This window comes from Streptomyces sp. sk2.1 (genome assembly GCF_008120935.1).
Taxonomy (GTDB): Bacteria; Actinomycetota; Actinomycetes; order Streptomycetales; family Streptomycetaceae; genus Streptomyces.
The window spans coordinates 14029-30106 of record NZ_RDBO01000015.1 but is presented as its reverse complement, the minus strand read 5'-3'; the positions used below and the strand labels follow the sequence as shown (position 1 = coordinate 30106).

Annotated in this window: 13 protein-coding genes and 1 pseudogene; 10 read left to right on the top strand and 4 right to left on the bottom strand. The window is 70.2% G+C overall.

Annotated features, from left to right (window positions below):
- Positions 1-46: 46 nt before the first annotated feature.
- From EAO76_RS02515 to EAO76_RS02495, 5 genes and pseudogenes are all read left to right on the top strand, one after another.
- Positions 47-814, top strand: a complete 768-nt coding sequence (locus EAO76_RS02515) for an FCD domain-containing protein (RefSeq protein ID WP_262375246.1) — start codon at positions 47-49, stop codon at positions 812-814.
- A 143-nt stretch (positions 815-957) separates the two neighbouring features.
- The gene (locus EAO76_RS02510) at positions 958-1245 is read left to right on the top strand and encodes a hypothetical protein (protein WP_148832853.1); all 288 of its coding nucleotides are present in this window, start codon (positions 958-960) and stop codon (positions 1243-1245) included.
- A 1012-nt stretch (positions 1246-2257) separates the two neighbouring features.
- Entirely contained in the window at positions 2258-2536 is a 279-nt protein-coding gene (locus EAO76_RS02505) for a transposase (RefSeq protein ID WP_148832852.1), read from the top strand.
- Positions 2537-2587: 51 nt separating this feature from the next.
- A pseudogene (locus EAO76_RS02500) lies at positions 2588-3254 on the top strand (transposase).
- Between the two features lie 112 nt (positions 3255-3366).
- Complete coding sequence (locus EAO76_RS02495) at positions 3367-4029, top strand: hypothetical protein (RefSeq protein WP_148832850.1); 663 nt, start codon at positions 3367-3369, stop codon at positions 4027-4029.
- Here the strand turns inward: EAO76_RS02495 and EAO76_RS02490 are convergent.
- Together EAO76_RS02490 and EAO76_RS02485 are read right to left on the bottom strand one after the other, a co-directional pair.
- Complete coding sequence (locus tag EAO76_RS02490; RefSeq protein WP_187438437.1) at positions 3991-5733, bottom strand: PAS domain-containing protein; 1743 nt, start codon at positions 5731-5733, stop codon at positions 3991-3993. The genes EAO76_RS02495 and EAO76_RS02490 overlap by 39 nt on opposite strands.
- Before the next feature lie 241 nt (positions 5734-5974).
- Positions 5975-6607, bottom strand: coding sequence for a TetR/AcrR family transcriptional regulator (locus EAO76_RS02485; protein ID WP_148832846.1), 633 nt, complete (start codon positions 6605-6607; stop codon positions 5975-5977).
- Positions 6608-6748: 141 nt separating this feature from the next.
- Between EAO76_RS02485 and EAO76_RS02480 the strand changes: the two genes are divergently transcribed.
- The gene (locus EAO76_RS02480; protein ID WP_148832844.1) at positions 6749-8188 is read left to right on the top strand and encodes a cytosine permease; all 1440 of its coding nucleotides are present in this window, start codon (positions 6749-6751) and stop codon (positions 8186-8188) included.
- Between the two features lie 142 nt (positions 8189-8330).
- Here the strand turns inward: EAO76_RS02480 and EAO76_RS02475 are convergent, their stop codons facing one another.
- Both EAO76_RS02475 and EAO76_RS02470 read right to left on the bottom strand, forming a co-directional pair.
- The gene (locus EAO76_RS02475) at positions 8331-9173 is read right to left on the bottom strand and encodes an alkaline phosphatase family protein (protein WP_148832843.1); all 843 of its coding nucleotides are present in this window, start codon (positions 9171-9173) and stop codon (positions 8331-8333) included.
- Between the two features lie 93 nt (positions 9174-9266).
- Positions 9267-11384 (bottom strand): alpha-galactosidase, encoded by a 2118-nt coding sequence (locus tag EAO76_RS02470; RefSeq protein ID WP_148832841.1) that lies wholly within the window; start codon positions 11382-11384, stop codon positions 9267-9269.
- A gap of 177 nt (positions 11385-11561) precedes the next feature.
- Between EAO76_RS02470 and EAO76_RS02465 the strand changes: the two genes are divergently transcribed.
- The 4 genes from EAO76_RS02465 to EAO76_RS02450 all read left to right on the top strand — a co-directional run bounded on the left by EAO76_RS02465 (position 11562) and on the right by EAO76_RS02450 (position 16028).
- Positions 11562-12752, top strand: coding sequence for an ROK family transcriptional regulator (locus tag EAO76_RS02465; protein ID WP_262375240.1), 1191 nt, complete (start codon positions 11562-11564; stop codon positions 12750-12752).
- 141 nt (positions 12753-12893) lie between these two features.
- Complete coding sequence (locus EAO76_RS02460) at positions 12894-14177, top strand: ABC transporter substrate-binding protein (protein ID WP_148832837.1); 1284 nt, start codon at positions 12894-12896, stop codon at positions 14175-14177.
- Positions 14174-15172: a carbohydrate ABC transporter permease gene (locus tag EAO76_RS02455; RefSeq protein ID WP_148832835.1), complete on the top strand. Its 999-nt coding sequence runs from the start codon at positions 14174-14176 to the stop codon at positions 15170-15172. The genes EAO76_RS02460 and EAO76_RS02455 overlap by 4 nt, the downstream gene beginning before the upstream one ends.
- 7 nt (positions 15173-15179) lie before the next feature.
- Positions 15180-16028: a carbohydrate ABC transporter permease gene (locus tag EAO76_RS02450; protein ID WP_148832834.1), complete on the top strand. Its 849-nt coding sequence runs from the start codon at positions 15180-15182 to the stop codon at positions 16026-16028.
- Positions 16029-16078: the final 50 nt, after the last annotated feature.

The window sequence follows — 16078 nt, the reverse complement described above, 5'->3', positions numbered from 1 at the left end:
TACCGAAGGGCATCGGCCCTTCGATCTTGAAGGTAGCGTGGCAGGAATGATGGAAAGCGAAGACGCCTCCGCGCGCGACAGACGCCCCCCGACCAAGGAGGCCGTGGCCAGGCGGCTCGAGCTGGAACTTCTGTCCGGACAACACCCGGCCGGATCGAAGCTGGAGTCGGAACGGGTGCTCTCCCAGCGGTTCGGTGTGAGCCGCCCGATGATCAGGGAGGTGCTCCGAGGGCTGGAGCAGCAGGGCATCATCGAGGTCGTCCCGGGGCGGGGCAGCTTCGTCCGCGACGTGCGGATCACCGACGCGGTCCGCCCGCTCGACGCGCTGTACCGGCAACGCAAGCCGACCTCGCGTGACGTGATCAGCGCCCGGATGATGCTCGAGCGCGAGACCGCCGCGCTCGCCGCCCAGCACGCGACCCCCGAGGACCTGCACCTCATCGAGGAGATGCTGCTGCGCTTCGACGAGGCTCGCGACCTGGTCTCCCGGGCCAGAGCCGACGTCGCTTTCCATGCCGCGGTCGCTGCGGCGTCGCGCAACCCGGTGATCGAGGCCATGTTCGGCTCGATCGCCACGCTCACCTTCGAGCTCATGCTCCGCAGCCTGGGCGATCCTTCGGTCTCCCGCGAGGGCGTGCCGTACCACCGGGAGATCCTCGACGCGATCACGGCTCGCGACCCGAAGGCCGCGAGGGACGCCATGGCCGCTCACCTCGAAGTGGCCTTGCGTACCTACGGCGATGACCTCGATCAGAGCCTCGACCTGGTAGCCCAACGCAAGATGGAGCAGCTCATGAACCTGTCTGCGGACTGAACCGCTCCGGGTCTGATGGAGGCTCGATTCCTTGAGCGGATCGAGTCATGGCGCGTCCGTCTCCCCGTCCTGCTGGGCTTCGTGGGCGTGCGGTGCGCATGGTCACGGAGATCGGCCCGAACTGTCCGACCGGGTGAGCCGCGATGAAGGCGGTCGCGGCCGTACTGGGGACCGGCGTGGCCAAGGCGATGCGGACCTGGGTCCGCAGGGCCGAGGTGGACGCCGCCCAACGGCCCGGGGTCACGTCCGAGGAGGCCGCGGAGATCAAGCGATTGCGTGCCGAGAACGCCGGACCGCGACGGGCGAACCAGATCCTCAAGGCGGCACCGGCTTTCTTCGCGGCCGAGCTCGACCGGTCGTCGAAACGCTCGTGGCGTTCGGCGACGCACACCGCCGGGTGTTCGGAGTCGAGCCGGTCTGCCGGGTCCTGACCAGCCACGGCCCGAAGACCGCGACAAACACCTGATACACCGTCGAGAACCGCGCCCCCAGCGCCCTGACAGGCCAAAGCACCGGACCCGAGGCGCAGATCAGCCGCATCCACGCGGACGACTTCAGCGTCTACGGGTACGAAAAGCCTGGCGGCAACGGCATCACGAAGGCAGGCCGGTGACCCGCTGCACCGTCGCCCGACTGATGCGCGATCCGGTCCTCGAGGGCGCCCGGCGCGGGAAGAGGATCCGCACCACGGTCCGCAACGACGACCACGAACGGGCGTTTCGGCGTACGGACTTCTCTGGCCCTGGCAAGATTTTCGCGAAGCGGGGGCGTGCCTCTGTACGTCGGTGATGTTCCGTCATGGGTAGCGGCGCCGGAGCCCGGCCATGAGGATGACGCGGTGGCTGAGCCTTCCCCGTGATGCTGGACACTCGTCGCTTACCCTGCGAGGGCGTGTTCTTACTCATGTCGTTGTCGGATCTCCAGCGGGGCAAGGTATCGGTATCCCCAGGCCGGATGCTTCCGCAGTCGTCTGTGGTTTCAGAAGGTCTCGATGAAGGTGAAGATCTCCACCCGACCGCTGATGGGGGCGGGCTCTGGTGAGGTGCGGCAGGATGCATCGAGGAAGACCTTCTGAGGAGACGGACCGATCGATGGGGAGCTGCGAGTCCCTGCCGGTGTGGAATTCCAACACCGGCAGGGACGTACGCGAACGCAGTGCGGGGAGACGTCGCCGCGTTCCACCACCGGCGACGCCGAGAGCGGGGAGGGAAGGATCCCGGCGCTCGGCGATGTCGTCGGCATTCGCCACCTTGAGCGGCATACGAAATCTAGGCGACCGTCGAGCGTCCGCCCTGCTGCGGAGACGAGTATTGACGCCCTTCTGACAACCCGAGCGGATGGGCCTCGACTGTCTGATCGGGAGCCTCCTGGGCATGTGAAGCTTCCCCTTGATCGTGGACACCTGGAGGCTGGGACATGAGGTTCCAGAGGAAGTAGCACCAGGTGGGAGGCAAGTACACGAAGCGGTACACCGAGGATTTCAAGCGGGACGCGATCGCGCTCGTCAACTCCTCGGGCAAGTCGGTCACCGCGGTGGCCCGGGAGCTCGGCATCAGATCGGAGTCTCCGCATGGCTGGTACCACAAGGCGAAAGCGGACCGGGGCGAGGGGCGGAGCGGTGAGCTGAGCAGTGCCGAGCGCGAGGAACTCAAGCGGCTGCGGCGGGAAAACCGCGAGCAGCAGCAGACGGTCGAGATCCTGTTGCTGATTGTTTCAGAATGAAGTTTGTTGTGGGTCGTGGAAGTCCAGTGCTGTGTCGGCAGGATCTGTTGGGTGTCTGCTGATCTTGTGCCTGATGACCTGTGGGAACGTGTGGCCCCGCTGTTGCCTGCTCGTCCGCCTCGGCGGCATCGGTATCCCGGACGGTTGCCGGCGGATGAACGGGCTGCGTTGCGGGGCAACGTCCACGTGCTGTGCGAGAGCGTGAGTCGGCGGGACGTTCCGGCCGGTCAGGTCGGCTGCAGCGGTGTGACGGCCTGGCGCCGACTGCGGGACTGGACCGAGGCCGGTGGCCGGCCGCAATTGCACGAGGTACTGCTGGCCGAGCTGCGGGTCGCGGGCCTGCTGGACATGGACGACGCGGCAGTCGACGGCTCTCACATCCGGGCCCTCAAAGGGGGTTCACACCGGACCTTCGCCGGTCGACCGCGGGCGGCCGAGGCACCGGCCGGGCCGGCTGTTCGCCGACCGCGGCTACGACTACGACAAGTACCGCCGCCTCCTGCGGGCCCCCGGCATCACACCGAAGATCGCCCACAAGGGCACCGCCCACGGATCCGGCCCGGGCAGGACCAGATGGGTCGTCGAGCGCACCTTCGCCCGGCTCCACCAGCTCAAACGCTTCCGGACCCGCTACGAGACACGAGCAGACCTCCACCTCGGGCTCCTCCAACTCGCCTGCAGCATCATCTGCTTGCGACGACCCCGAACCTCATTCTGAAATGATCAGTCAGCAGCAATCACCACCTGGCTGTGAGACTGCCCGCGCTCGCTGACCGCCGTCGCCCCGTTCACGCGTCTCACCCCCGTTCGGATTTGTCTATCGTGGTGTCATGCGAGCATCGGATGGTTCGGTCGAGTGGCTTGAGGACTTCATCACTGCGTGGCACGGCCCATGTCAGCCGAGCCATGGCCTGGCCGAGACGGAACTGCCCGAGTTCCTCCCAGCGCCGCTCCGACGCCTGTATCGCCTTGCCGGACGTCGGCCCGGCCCGAATCCGGAGGAACACTTGCCGGACTCGCCCGGGATCTTCCAACAACAAGATGTGCTTGTACGCGCCGAGGCCCTGAGCCTTCACGATGGAACGGTCGAGTTCCTCAGCGAGAACCAGGACAGCTGGACATGTCGTGTTACAGCCGCCGGTCCAGCGGCACCCGTCGTGCTGAGCAACGCCCACTGGATGTGGGATGACGACTCGGAAGGCGAGTACACCCCGCTGACGCCATCTCTCGAACAGTTCCTCACGAGCTTCGTGCTCCAAGAAACGGTCTTCGGATGCCGCAACCTCGCCACCACCAGCGAGCCGGCGGCCCTGCCCGACCAGTCGATCCCGCTCTGGCTGGACGGCTGGTACGTCTTCGAAGAACCCAGCCACAGCTTCTGGAGCGTCGACTCCGCGCTCGTCGCCGACATCAGTGGAACCCGCTGGATCGGCTGGAACGGTCCAGACGCGCCCTCAGCCGAGCTCGGCAAGCTGCAAATGATCCGAGGCTAAGGGCTGTCCCCGGTGCGACGGGGCGGGAGAGCCCTGAGGGCTGCCGGTGATCCGGCTCATCGATCGTCGGCAGCGCTCCTTCAAGGGCCCGTGCGGCGGGCACCGGCGTCGTGTCCGGCGCCGAGCCGGCGGACGAGGTTCACGGCCTCGTCGGTTCTTCCCGCGCCGCAGGTGCGGAGGATGTCGGCGAGGCCGGGGTGGTCGGGTTCGAGGAGGGCCGCGGCTGCCAGGATCTCCGCGGCACCCGCACGGGAGTTGAGCAGATCGCGCAGCCGCAGGGCGAACTGCGCGTCCGGGTCCGGGACCTGGGCCGGACCCGGACGCGCAGCCCTGCGGGACCCGCGGAACCGCCCCGTCGACCGGGGCGGCCCGCAGGAGGGCGTTCCCGGGAGGCCGCCCGGGGAGTACGGCACGTGACTGCTGCTCCGAGGCCCTCTGCTCGCGACGGGCACGCACCGCCGCCCCGATGATCCACGAGCCCGCCACCGGGGAGATCCGGGACGGGGCATCCTCCCGCGCGGGCACGGAGGCGGGGCGGTGGACGAGTGCCGCGGCGCCGCGGTCGCCGTCGGCCCCGACACCGGCCGGTGGTGCGTGGACGGCGAACCGGGCCGGGACGGGGCCGACGAGTCCGACGGCCTTCTCGGCACCGGCCCCGACGACCGCGCCGGAAACCGCGGCGTTCCGGGCCGGGGCCATGTCACCGACGCTTCCCGCCGGCACCCCGGCACCGGCGCTCCCCGCAAGGGCCTGGTCGCCCGCGCTCCCGGCCCGTTCCCGGCGCAGTTGTTCCCGCAGCGCCGCGAACGCGGACTCCAGCCGCTGATGCCGCTCGGCGAGGACGTCGTACTTCTCGTTCTGCCGTGCCATCTCGACGGCGTGCTCACCGATCAGCTTCTCGACCGGGCCGCGGTCGGTGAACGCCATGATGGTGCCCACGAGCCGATCGCCGTCCCACACCGGAACGGTGGTCACATCGGCGGACACCCGGTCACCGTCCTTCGTCCACAACACCTGGTCGTGGGCCCGGCACTTGAGCCCGGAGACGAGCGTGGCGGCCAGGGGCGTCTCCGTGTACGGGTTCGGCTCACCGTTCGCCCTCGAATGCAGCACCAGCGGATGCAGCTCCCTGCCGTCGAGGTCGCTCGCGCGGAAGCCGAGGATGCGCGCGGCCGCCGGATTGACGAGGACCACCCGCCCTTCGGTGTCGGTGCCGATCAGCCCCTCGGTCGCCGCACGGAGGATCACCTCGGTCCGCCGCTGGGAACGGACCAGAGCGGCTTCCGCGTCGTGCGCGTCGGTGAGATCGCGGACCACGAGCAGCAGCGCCCCGTCGTCGGAGCGGCTCCGGCCGGGACCGTGCGGCTCGTGTCCGCCCCCGAGGACCGTGGTGACCACCTCGGCGGGGAACTCGCCGCCGTCCAGCCGGCGGGCCGTCATCCGGAGCGGGGTGTCGCGCCCCCGCCGTGCGGTGCGGCCGTCGGTGTCGTGCGGTGTTCCCGGGGCCGTGCGCGATCCGTGCTCCGGCAACAGACCGGGCAGCCCGTGTCCGACGAGCGGGGTTCCGGGCGCTCCGAACATGTCGTGGGCGGCGTCGTTCGCACCGACGACGGTCCCGTCCCGGTCGATGAGCACGATGCCGTCGGGAAGGGCGTCGAGCACGGCGGCGAGGCGGGCGCCGCCTTGGAATGACCTGCTGTTCACGACAGATACTCCTCCCCGGGTCCGTGTGCCCGGCACCCGTTGTGGACACGCCTTCGTGCGCCGGCGGACACGGGTGTGGACAACACAACGGTGACGTGACCGGCAGGCTCTGACGGCAACAACCTAACCCCGTCGCACACCCCGGAAAGGCGGCTCGGACGCCGCCCGGAGCATTCTTACGGCTGCCTTAATCATCGGATCAGGCTGGGCTAACGACGCCGGTGAATCCGCCCCTCCGGTGTCAGTCGTCGCCGCGCAGACTCCCGGTGGGAAGGCCGAGTTCACGCTCGGCCGTCGCGGCCACGAGGGTGTCGAGCACAGGGTGGGCGAACGATCCGTCCTCGTTCGCGTACGAATCGAGCCCGTCGATCGCCACCAGGATGACCACGCACGCCCCCAGCGGGTCGTCGGTGGTGAAATCGCCGGTGCGGACGCCCTCCTCGATCACCGAGGTCAGCACATCGCGCATGACCGCCTCCTGCTCGCCGACGACGCGCCGGAGGTTCGGGCGGTAGCGCGCGAGATGACGGGCGTTCAGCCAGAGCCTGCCGAGGTCGGCGAAGTCCTCGTCGCCGATGCGGCGCAGGAACCGGCTCAGCCGCTGTCCCGGAGGCAGGCCGGCCTCGCCGTCCGGCAGGAGCGCCTCGCGTTCGCGGGTGGCCGCGCGGGCGAACGCCTCGCACAGGAGGAGATCGGCCGAGGCGAAGTAGTGGCTGATCAGCCCCGGTCGCACGCCGAGTTCCTCGGCCACGAGCTGCATGGTCACCCGCTCCAGTCCTCGCTCCAGGGCGAGGCGGGCGGCGGTCCGGAGGATCTCCGCCCGCCGCTCCGCGGGGGTCTTGCGCGCCCGGGGACTCCGGGGGGTTGACGTCATGGGGATCACGCTATTGGATACGGCACCAACAGGGTATTGGTGCCAGCACCAATAAGCCCGGTCGTCCCGGCTGCGCGTCGTCGGTCACCGCAGCGTCGAGGATCTCTCGCCTTTTCGTCCTGCTCGAAGGAACCAACACCCATGAAGCGTCCTCCCGCAGTCGTCGTCGTGACCGTCCAGGCCGCTGAGCCCGATCGCACCGGTGGCATCGAGACCCGGGGCATCGACCGCGTGCCCGACGACGAACGGCACGGGTCGCCACGCGAGCTCTTCGCGATCTGGGCCGCGCCGAACGTGAGTTACCTCAGCTTCGTGGTCGGGGGCACGCTCATCCTGCTGGGACTGTCGTTGGCCGAGGCGATCGGCGTCATCGTCGCGGGCAACCTGCTCTGGCTCCTGACCGGTTTCATGGCCGTCAGCGGCCCCGTCACCGGAACGTCGAGCTCGGTGATCTCCCGGGCCATGTACGGCGTGATCGGCAACAGGGTGGTCGTCGCGATCACGGGATGGCTGCTCGCCGCGCTCTACCTGGCACTCAACTGGTCGGCGGCCTCCGTGGCCGCCCTCGGCATGGCGGGCCAGCTCGGCCTGCCCGACACACCCGTGCTCGACGCCGCGGTCATCTGCCTGATCGCCGGTCTCACCGTCCTCATCGCGATCTACGGCCACGGCACCATCGTGCGCCTGTACATGACCCTGACGATCCTGCTCACCCTCGTGTTCCTCGCCGTGTCGGTGTGGACGCTCGGCCATGTGAACTGGTCCTACGCGCCCGCGGAGCCGCCGACCGGGTACGAGCACCTCGTCGTGCTGGTCGCGGGCTTCACCATCGTCGCCTCGACCCCGTTGTCGTACGGCAACAGCCCGGACCTGACGCGCTACCTCCCGAAGGACACCGGCGGGCGGGCCGTCGCACTGTGGACCGCGTCCGGGGCCTTCCTGCCGAGCGTCGTGTTCACAACGGTCGGGGCGCTCGCGGCCACGACACTCGACATGAGCGATCCGCAGGCCGCGCTGGAGAGCATCATGCCCGTCTGGTTCGTGCCCACCTTCGTCGCCGCGGTGGTCGTGAACACCATCGCGAACAACGGCATGACGGCCTACAGCGCCGGCCTGTCGATGCAGTCGATCGGGGTGCGCCTCCCGCGGGTGCCCGCCGTGCTCGTCGTCGGTGTCGTGGGTACGGTCATGACGCTGTTCGCGATCCTGGTGTTCGACTTCCTCTCCTCGGTCAAGGCCATGATGGAACTGGTCGTGGTCGTCACCGGACCCGTCGTGGCCGTCTACGCCACCGATGTCGCCCTGCGGCGGAACCGCTACGACGGGCACGCCCTGCACGACCAGAGCCGCACCGGCCCGTTCTGGTACCGCGGAGGGGTCAACTGGGCCGGTGTGCTCGCCGTGTGCCTCGGCGCCGCCTCTGCCGCCGTGTGCGCGAGCTCCAGCTTCTGGGCCGGTCCGGTCTCCGGTGCGATGGGCGGCCTCAACCTCGCCGTTCCCGTCGGTGTCCTCGGCTCGGCGGCCCTGTACTGGGCACTGTCCCGAGCTTTGCGCACCCTCCCCGCCGTGACCCGCCGCTGAGGCGACACCGCGCGATCACGCCCGTGCGCCGTGCCGAAGCATCCGGAACGGCCTGCCGGACCGGCCCTCCGGACAGGCCCCTCCCGCGTCCGGGCCCCCTCACGCGAAGGGACGCCGGCATGCGCCGAAGCCCTTCACCGGATCATCCGGTGAAGGCGAACGGGTTGCCGTCCAGCGTCCAGTGGGGGTCGGGCGTGATGCCCAGGGCGGTGTAGACGTGGGCGGCGACATCGGCGTGGTGGAGGGCCGACGGAGTCCTGCCCGGGGACAGACCGGGGCCGCACGCGGCGATCCAGGCCGTGCGCTCCAGTGGGCTGCGGCCACCGTGACCTCCTTCGTCGCGGTGGCCGTGATCCGTCACCACGATGATCGTCCACCGCTCGTGCCGCGGGCGCTGTCGCACGGCGGCGACGAGCCGGCCGAGGCGCCGGTCCGCCGCCTCGATCGAGCGGCGGTACTCCTCCCCGCACCCGAGGAAGTGGGCGGTCTCGTCGACGGCGCCCAGATAGACGAAGCCGGCGTGGAGTTCCTCGTCCAGGCCCAGGATGTGTTCCGCCTCGACACCCACCCGGTCGTCCACCTCCTCCCATGCCTCGGGCGTGTCCGCGCGCGGAGCGACGTGGCCGAGCCGGGTGGGGGCGACGAAGAGCGGACCGCCCTCCCGGGCGAGGAAGAGCGGCGCCCAGCCACCGACGGCGAAGGTCCGCCGCCCGCAGTCGGCCGCGAGGCGGGTCGTGAAGTCGGGGAAGACGTCGAGGCGGTTGCCGTCCAGACGATTGGCCCACACCCCGTGCTTGGCGACCCCGACGCCGGTGACGATGGTGGTCCAGCACGGGCCGGACATCGTCGGGGTGTCGGCGTCCACCTCGACGGGAGCGAGGAAGCCCGCGCGGGCGATCCCGTCCAGGTGGGGAGTGTCGAGCTCGGGGAGCAGATCGAGGCGTACGCCGTCGATGCCGATCACCAGTACGCAGGAGGTGTCCATGGAGGGTCCAGAGGTGTTGTGGGCGGGAGGGGGAAGGCAAGCCCGGCGGAGGCCGGGCCCGGGCCCGGGGCGCGGAGGCCGCTCGGCGGGCACTCAGGGCCCGACACGGCGCAGGCGTATCAGACTGCTGGCGTGGTCGCCGTCCGGGAGGCGCGGGTCGATGCCCCGGGCGACCAGGACGGCCCCGCTGTACTCCTGCTTCAGGTCCGGGTCCAGATAGCGCGCCCCGGGGTCGAGCGCGGGCAGCCGGACCGGGGCGGGGCGGTGACCGAAGCGGGTGGTGGGGCGCCAGACGAGGAGCACGTGCTCGCTGTCGTCGGGGGCCGCGTAGTGGACGGCGGCCATCGGGCCGGGCACGACGACGCGGTGCTGGACGCCCCGCTGCACGAGCGGGCGGACCCGCTTGTAGTGGGCGACGAGTTCGGCGGCCTCCGCGAGTTCCTCCTCGGACCAGGACGTCAGGTCCCCGCCGATCCCCAGTGCCCCGGCCATGGCGACGTGGAAGCGGAAGCGCAGCGGGGTGCGCCGGCCGGTGGTGGTGTTGGGGCTGTCGGTGACCCACGCGGCCATGGTCTGGGCGGGGAAGAGCTGGGAGAAGCCGTGCTGGATGCCGATCCGGTCGACCGGATCGGTGTTGTCCGAGGTCCAGGCCTGGTCGGTACGGGCGAGCATGCCGAGGTCGACGCGGCCGCCACCGCCCGCGCACGCCTCGATGCGCAGCCCGGGATGGTCGGCGCGGAGCCGGTCCATGATCCGGTGGACGGCGCGGGTGTGACCGATCCACAGGCGGTCCGGGTCGGGGTGACCATCCCAACCGGCCTCGGTGAAGGGCCGGTTGGCATCCCACTTGAGCCAGTCGACGTCGTGCTCACGGACCAGGCGGCCGAGGGTTTCGTAAGCCCATGCCTCGACCTCGGGCCGGGCGAAGTTCAGCACCAGCTGGTTGCGGAGCTCGGTGGCGTCGAGGTGAGGGGAATGGATGACCCAGTCCGGATGGGCGCGGTACAACTCGCTGTCCTGGTTCACCATTTCCGGTTCCACCCAGAGTCCGAACCCCATGCCGAGGCGGTGCACCTCGTCGGCGAGCGGGCGCAGTCCGCGGGGGAACGCCTCGGGCCGAGGCGTCCAGTCGCCGAGCCCGGACCGGTCGTCGCGGCGGGTGCCGAACCAGCCGTCGTCCAGGACGAAGAGCTCCGCGCCGAGCCCGGCGGCCAGGTGCGCGAGGCGGATCTGGCCGGGCTCGTCGACGTCGAAGCCGGTGGCCTCCCACGAGTTGTAGAGGACCGGCCGGTCCCGCTCCGGCTCCGGCAGCACGTGCCGACGCACATGGGCCTGCCAGGCGCGACTGGCCCCGCCGAACCCGTGCGGGGTGTAGAGGCCCGCGTACACCGGTGTCCGAAGGCTCTCGCCGGGCCGCAGGGTCCAGCCGATGCCCTCGTGCCCGAAGCCGCCGGTCCAGGTGGTGCGTCCGACCGGATCGCGGTGGACCGTGACGCGCCAGCTCCCGCTCCAGGCGAGCGCGGTGCTCCACACCTCGCCCCGCTCCTCGCCCGCGGTGCCGTCGTCGACGGCCAGCCAGGGGTTCGTGTGGTGACCGGTCAGCCCCCGACGGCTCGTCAACACGGTCTCGGCCACGGGCAGTCGGTCGCGCTGGAGCTGGAACTCGCTGTTCCAGCCGCCCACCAGATGGCTGAGCCGGTAGTCGGCCAGCGGGGGAGCGGTCCAGGAGGCCGAGTCGAGCCGGTCGACAGCGATCGGACCGTCCCCGACCGCCAGGTGGGTCAGCTCCGTCCAGCGCTCGATGACGTCGGTGCCGGGCCGGACGCGGTAGCACAGTTCCGCCCGCAGGGGGCGACGGCGGTCCTCCAGGCGCAGCCGCAGTTCGCCGCCGTCGGCGGTGTGGCCGACGAAGCGCCACTGGACACCGCGGGTGCCGTCGGCGAAGCGGACCTGTAGGCCGGCCGGCCCGAAGCGCGCCCCGGTCTGCGGCGCGAGTTCATCGGCGGCGGCATCGGCCTCGAAGCTGCTCGCGGCGGGGGAGGCGGCCTCCGGCAGTCCGGCCAGGACGTCGGTGCCGAGTGGCCGGCCCCAGTACACGTGCCGGGGACTGCCGTCGGGGGCGACGCGCAGCGCGTACACGCTGTTCGGTGTGCGCAGGACCGCGAGGCCGAGGTCGGGAACGAAGGTGACGGGTGGAAGCGTGGTGAGCACGGACGGATCCCCATGACGTGCGGAGAGGAACAGGGCTGCATCCAAGGAGATGTGGCCGGGAACGGCCACGTCGCGATCCTTTGCCGGAGACGGGCGAGGAAGCGGCCCGAGCGTAGGGCAGCCCCAACTCCTAAATCAATACTGGAAGAAGTTATTTATTTGCTCTACATTGCCTCCGTGTTTCGACATCACTCCCAGCCTCTGGTCAGTGCTCCCGCCGAGACCGCGGTCCTCGCGCTGCTCCTTGCGGAAGGGCCGCTCAGCAGAGTGGAACTGGCCCGGCGAACGGGGCTCTCATCGACGGCCGTCACCAAGGCGGCCCGACCTCTCATCGACGACGGCTACCTGTACGAACTGCCGCCGGAGCGCACCGCACCCGGTGCGGGCCGGCCGGTCTACCCGCTCTCGGTCGCTCCCGACCGGGAGTACTTCATCGGACTGAAGATCAGTTCCGACGAGCTCTTCGGCGCCGTCTGCGACCTGCGGGCCGGCATCCGGGCCACGGCGGTCCGGCCCCTCGGCACCTGCGCGCCGGAGGACGTCGCCGTCCTGGTCGCGGAGCTCGTCGACGAACTCCTCGACGTCGAGCCCGCGTTCCGGGACCGCACGCGCCACCTCGGTGTCGCGGTGAACGGCGACGTGGACCGCGACAGCGGGCGGCTTCGCCACTCCGGTCTTCTCGGCTGGAAGGACGTGCCACTGGCCGAACTGCTCGCCGCCGCCACCGGCCTGAGGGTCACCGTCGAGAACGACGTCAGGGCCCTGACCGTCGCGGAGCACTGGTTCGGCGAAGGCATCGGAACCGGCTACTTCGCCCTGGTCACCATCGGATCGGGCATCGGTTCCGCCCTCGTCGTCAACGGGCATCTGCTGCGCGGGGCCCACGGCGTCGCGGGCGAGGTCGGACACATCTGTGTCGACCCGGCCGGACCGCGCTGCCGCTGCGGTGCGCGCGGCTGCGTCGAGGCGATCGGCTCGACCGACGCCATCCTCGCCGCGGTCCGCCGGGCCGCCGCGAATCCGCGCCTCACGTTCCACGAGGTCGTCGAGATGGCCCGCGAGGGCCACCCCGAAGCCCGGGACGCCTTCGCCAGGGCCGGACGGGCCATCGGCGTCGGCATCGCCGCACTGGTCAACCTCGTGGGTCCGGAGCGGGTCGTCGTCAGCGGCGAAGGAGTCGACGCATACGATCTGTTCAGCCGCCACATCCAGGAGGCCTACAGCACACACGCCTTCGGAGCGGCGTCCCGGTGCCCGCTGTCGCTGCGCCCGCTGCCCTGGGAGGAGTGGGCCCGCGGGGGAGCCGCCGTGGCCATCCAGGCACTCTTCCCCCAGCCCGCGGCCACCTCCGCAATCGGCGCCGGCTGACCGACGGGGCGGCTCGCCGCCCCGCGCAGCCGCCGCACACGACTCCCCGACCGCCGCCCTCCTCCGCCTGCAAGCAATGACGAGGGCGTCGGCCAGGGAACACATCTGCCCCGCACACACCCTCGCAGAAGGACACGCGACATGAGCATACGCACATCCGAGCTTAGCCGACGGGGATTCCTCACCGGATCGCTGCTCGTCGCCGCAGGAACGGTCCTCACGACCGCCTGCAGCACCGACCCCACCAGCGGCTCCTCCTCCGGCGCCGGCACCACCCTCAACGTCTGGTACCACGCCTACGGCGAGGCCGGAACCCAACAGGCGGTGCTCCGCTACGCCAAGGCGTTCACCAGGGCAAACCCCGATATCGCCGTGAAGGTGACCTGGGTCCCCGGCGACTACGCGGGCAAGCTCAACGCCACCCTCCTGACCGACGCGGCCCCCGACGTCTTCGAGACGGGCGACTTCAGCGAGCGGTTCGCCCGCGGCGGCCAGATCGCCGCCCTCGACGACGTCTACGGCAGCGCCAGGAGCGACTTCAACACCAACGCCCTCGACTCGGTCACCGTCGAGGGCAAGCCCTACGGCGTCAAGATGATCGACGACGTCATCATGCTCTACTACCGCAAGAGCGTCCTGTCCAAGGCCGGGATCACCCCGCCCACCACCTTCGACGCACTCGCCGCCGCGGCGAAGGAACTGACCACGAAGAAGAACAAGGGCCTCTTCATGGGCAACGACGGCATCGGCGACTCCCCGAGCAACGCCGTCTGGTCCAACGGCGGCGACCTCGTGACCCCCGACGGCAAGGTGGCGTTCGGATCGGACCGGGCGCTGGAGGCGATCACCGCCCTGAAGCGCCTGCACGACGACAAGTCGTTGCTGCTCGGCTTCACCACCGACTGGTGGGACCCCTCCGCCTTCGCCCAGGGGGTCGTGCCGATGCAGTGGTGCGGCCTGTGGGCGATGCCGGCCGTCCAGTCCGCGCTCGGCGACGACTTCGGCGTCCTGCCGTGGCCCGCCTTCAAGTCCGGCGGCACCCCCGTCGTGCGGGTCGGCGGCTGGACCGGTTGCGTCAACGCCAAGGGCCGGAACGTGGCCGCGGCGAAGAAGTTCGTCCAGTGGCTGTGGATCCAGCAGTCCGATCTCCAGAAGGACTTCGCCGAGAGCTACGGACTCCACGTCCCGCCCCGCAAGTCCGCCGCGGCGACCGCGAAGAAGCTGTCCACCGGCCCCGCCAAGGAGACCGTGGAACTGGCCGCGAAGTACGGGAAGAGCAACCCGGGCACCTGGGACACGGCGGTCAGCAGTGTGTTCAGCGCGGCCGCGGCGAAGATCGTCGGCGGCCAGGGCGACCCGGCCGCCCTGCTCGCCGGCGCGGTGAAGAAGGCCCAGGGCGAGATCGACAAGCAGCTCGGCCGATGAATCCGGCGACCGACATCCCACCCGCGCCCGAGCACGCCGGGCGCCCCGCCGAAGTCCCACGGCGGGGCGCCGCCCGGCCCCGTGTCGCCCGGCCCCGCGTCGGCCGGTCCGGCTGGATCGCGTTCATACTGCTCACCGCGCCGACACTGATCGGACTCGGCGTCTTCAAGTACGTCGCGATCGGCTGGAGCTTCCTGCTCAGCCTCAGCGACGCGCGCGGCACCATCTCCCTCGGCAACTGGGTCGGGCTCGACAACTACCGAACACTCCTGGCCGACCAGGCCTTCCGCGACTCACTGCTCCAGATCCTGCTGTTCACCGCCTTCATCGTGCCCGTCACCTTCGCCGTGTCCTTCGGACTCGCCCTGCTGGTGCACCGCGTCCGGCGCGGCCGGGCCCTGTTCCGCACCACCTTCCTCATACCGGCGGCCGTCTCGTACGTCGCAGCCTCACTGTTGTGGAAGATGTGCCTGTTCAACGGCCTGCCGACCGGCATCGCCAACATGATCGGGGGCTGGTTCGGCGCGGAGCCGGCTGCCTGGATCCAGTCCACCTCACCACCGCTGTACTGGATCGTCCTCGTCACACTGCGCCTGTGGCTCCAGGTCGGCTTCTACATGGTGCTCTTCCTCGCCGGACTCCAGGCCATCCCCAAGGAGCTCTACGAGGCCGCCGCACTCGACGGCGCCGCGGGCCGACGACTGCTGACCGGGATCACCCTGCCCATGCTGCGCAACACCGCCGTCGCCGTACTGCTGCTGCTGTTCATCGCCGCCTTCCAGGCCTTCGACGAGTTCTACAACCTGTTCAACAGCGGACTCTCCGGCACCGGCGCCGCCCCCGTACAGACCCCGCTGGTCCACCTCTACAACACCGCCATGGGGAGCCAGAACTACGGTCTCGGCTCCGCCGGAGCCTTCCTGCTGACCGCCCTCATCGTCGGGGTGACCCTGCTCCAGGGGCGGCTCACCGGATTCGGCAGGAGCGGGGAGTGAGAAACGCATGACCACCACCTTGCCCGGACTGTTCCGAGCCGCTCGCACCCTCGCCCGCGGCCTCCTCGTCGGCCTCCTCACCGCGGCCTTCCTGGCGCCCTTCTACCTGATGCTCCGCAACTCCCTCATGGACTCCCAGGGCCTGACGGCGCCGGAGTGGACATGGTGGCCCTCGACGATGCACTTCGAGAACTTCACCGCCCTGTTCGACGACCCGGCCGTCTCCATGGGCCCGGCCCTCGGGAACTCCCTGCTGATCGCCGCCGTCACCGCACCGGTCTCCACGCTCCTCGCCTCGGCCGCCGGTTACGCCCTCGCGAGGATCCCGGTCCCCGGACGCGGTGTGCTGCTCGCCCTGATCGTGGCCACGCTGATGATCCCCGGCTCGGTCACCTTCGTACCGACCTTCGTCGTCGTCGGCTCCATGGGGGGCGTCAACACGCTGTGGGGCATCATCGTGCCCGGCCTGTTCAACCCGTTCGCGATCCTGCTGTTCCGCAACTTCTACCTGCAGTTCCCGAGCGAGACCGAGGACGCCGGACGGCTCGACGGACTCGGCTGGCTCGGCCTGTACCGCCGGATCGCGCTGCCGAGTTCCGGAGCGATGCTGGCCTCGCTCGGGGCGCTGTCCTTCATCGACAGCTGGAACGCCTTCCTGTGGCCACTGGTCATCGGCCAGGACCCGTCCGCCTGGACCGCGCAGATCGCGCTGTCCACCTTCCTCACCTCCCAGACCATCAACCTCCCCGGCCTGTTCGCCGGCGCCGTCGTCACCATCACACCCCTGGTGGTCATGTTCCTCGTCGCCCAGCGGTACATCGTCGAAGGCATCGCCACCAGCGGCCTCAAGGGCTGACCCACCGCACTGTCCCGCACCACGCACAAGGCAGGCACACGTCACCTTCC

Bases quoted from the DNA above. Each gene is read 5' to 3' on its own strand.
- EAO76_RS02515 (WP_262375246.1), top strand. From the start codon at position 47: ATGATGGAAAGCGAAGACGCCTCCGCGCGCGACAGACGCCCCCCGACC.
- EAO76_RS02510 (WP_148832853.1), top strand. From the start codon at position 958: ATGAAGGCGGTCGCGGCCGTACTGGGGACCGGCGTGGCCAAGGCGATG.
- EAO76_RS02495 (WP_148832850.1), top strand. From the start codon at position 3,367: ATGCGAGCATCGGATGGTTCGGTCGAGTGGCTTGAGGACTTCATCACT.
- EAO76_RS02485 (WP_148832846.1), bottom strand. From the start codon at position 6,607: ATGACGTCAACCCCCCGGAGTCCCCGGGCGCGCAAGACCCCCGCGGAG.
- EAO76_RS02480 (WP_148832844.1), top strand. From the start codon at position 6,749: ATGAAGCGTCCTCCCGCAGTCGTCGTCGTGACCGTCCAGGCCGCTGAG.
- EAO76_RS02475 (WP_148832843.1), bottom strand. From the start codon at position 9,173: ATGGACACCTCCTGCGTACTGGTGATCGGCATCGACGGCGTACGCCTC.
- EAO76_RS02460 (WP_148832837.1), top strand. From the start codon at position 12,894: ATGAGCATACGCACATCCGAGCTTAGCCGACGGGGATTCCTCACCGGA.
- EAO76_RS02455 (WP_148832835.1), top strand. From the start codon at position 14,174: ATGAATCCGGCGACCGACATCCCACCCGCGCCCGAGCACGCCGGGCGC.
- EAO76_RS02450 (WP_148832834.1), top strand. From the start codon at position 15,180: ATGACCACCACCTTGCCCGGACTGTTCCGAGCCGCTCGCACCCTCGCC.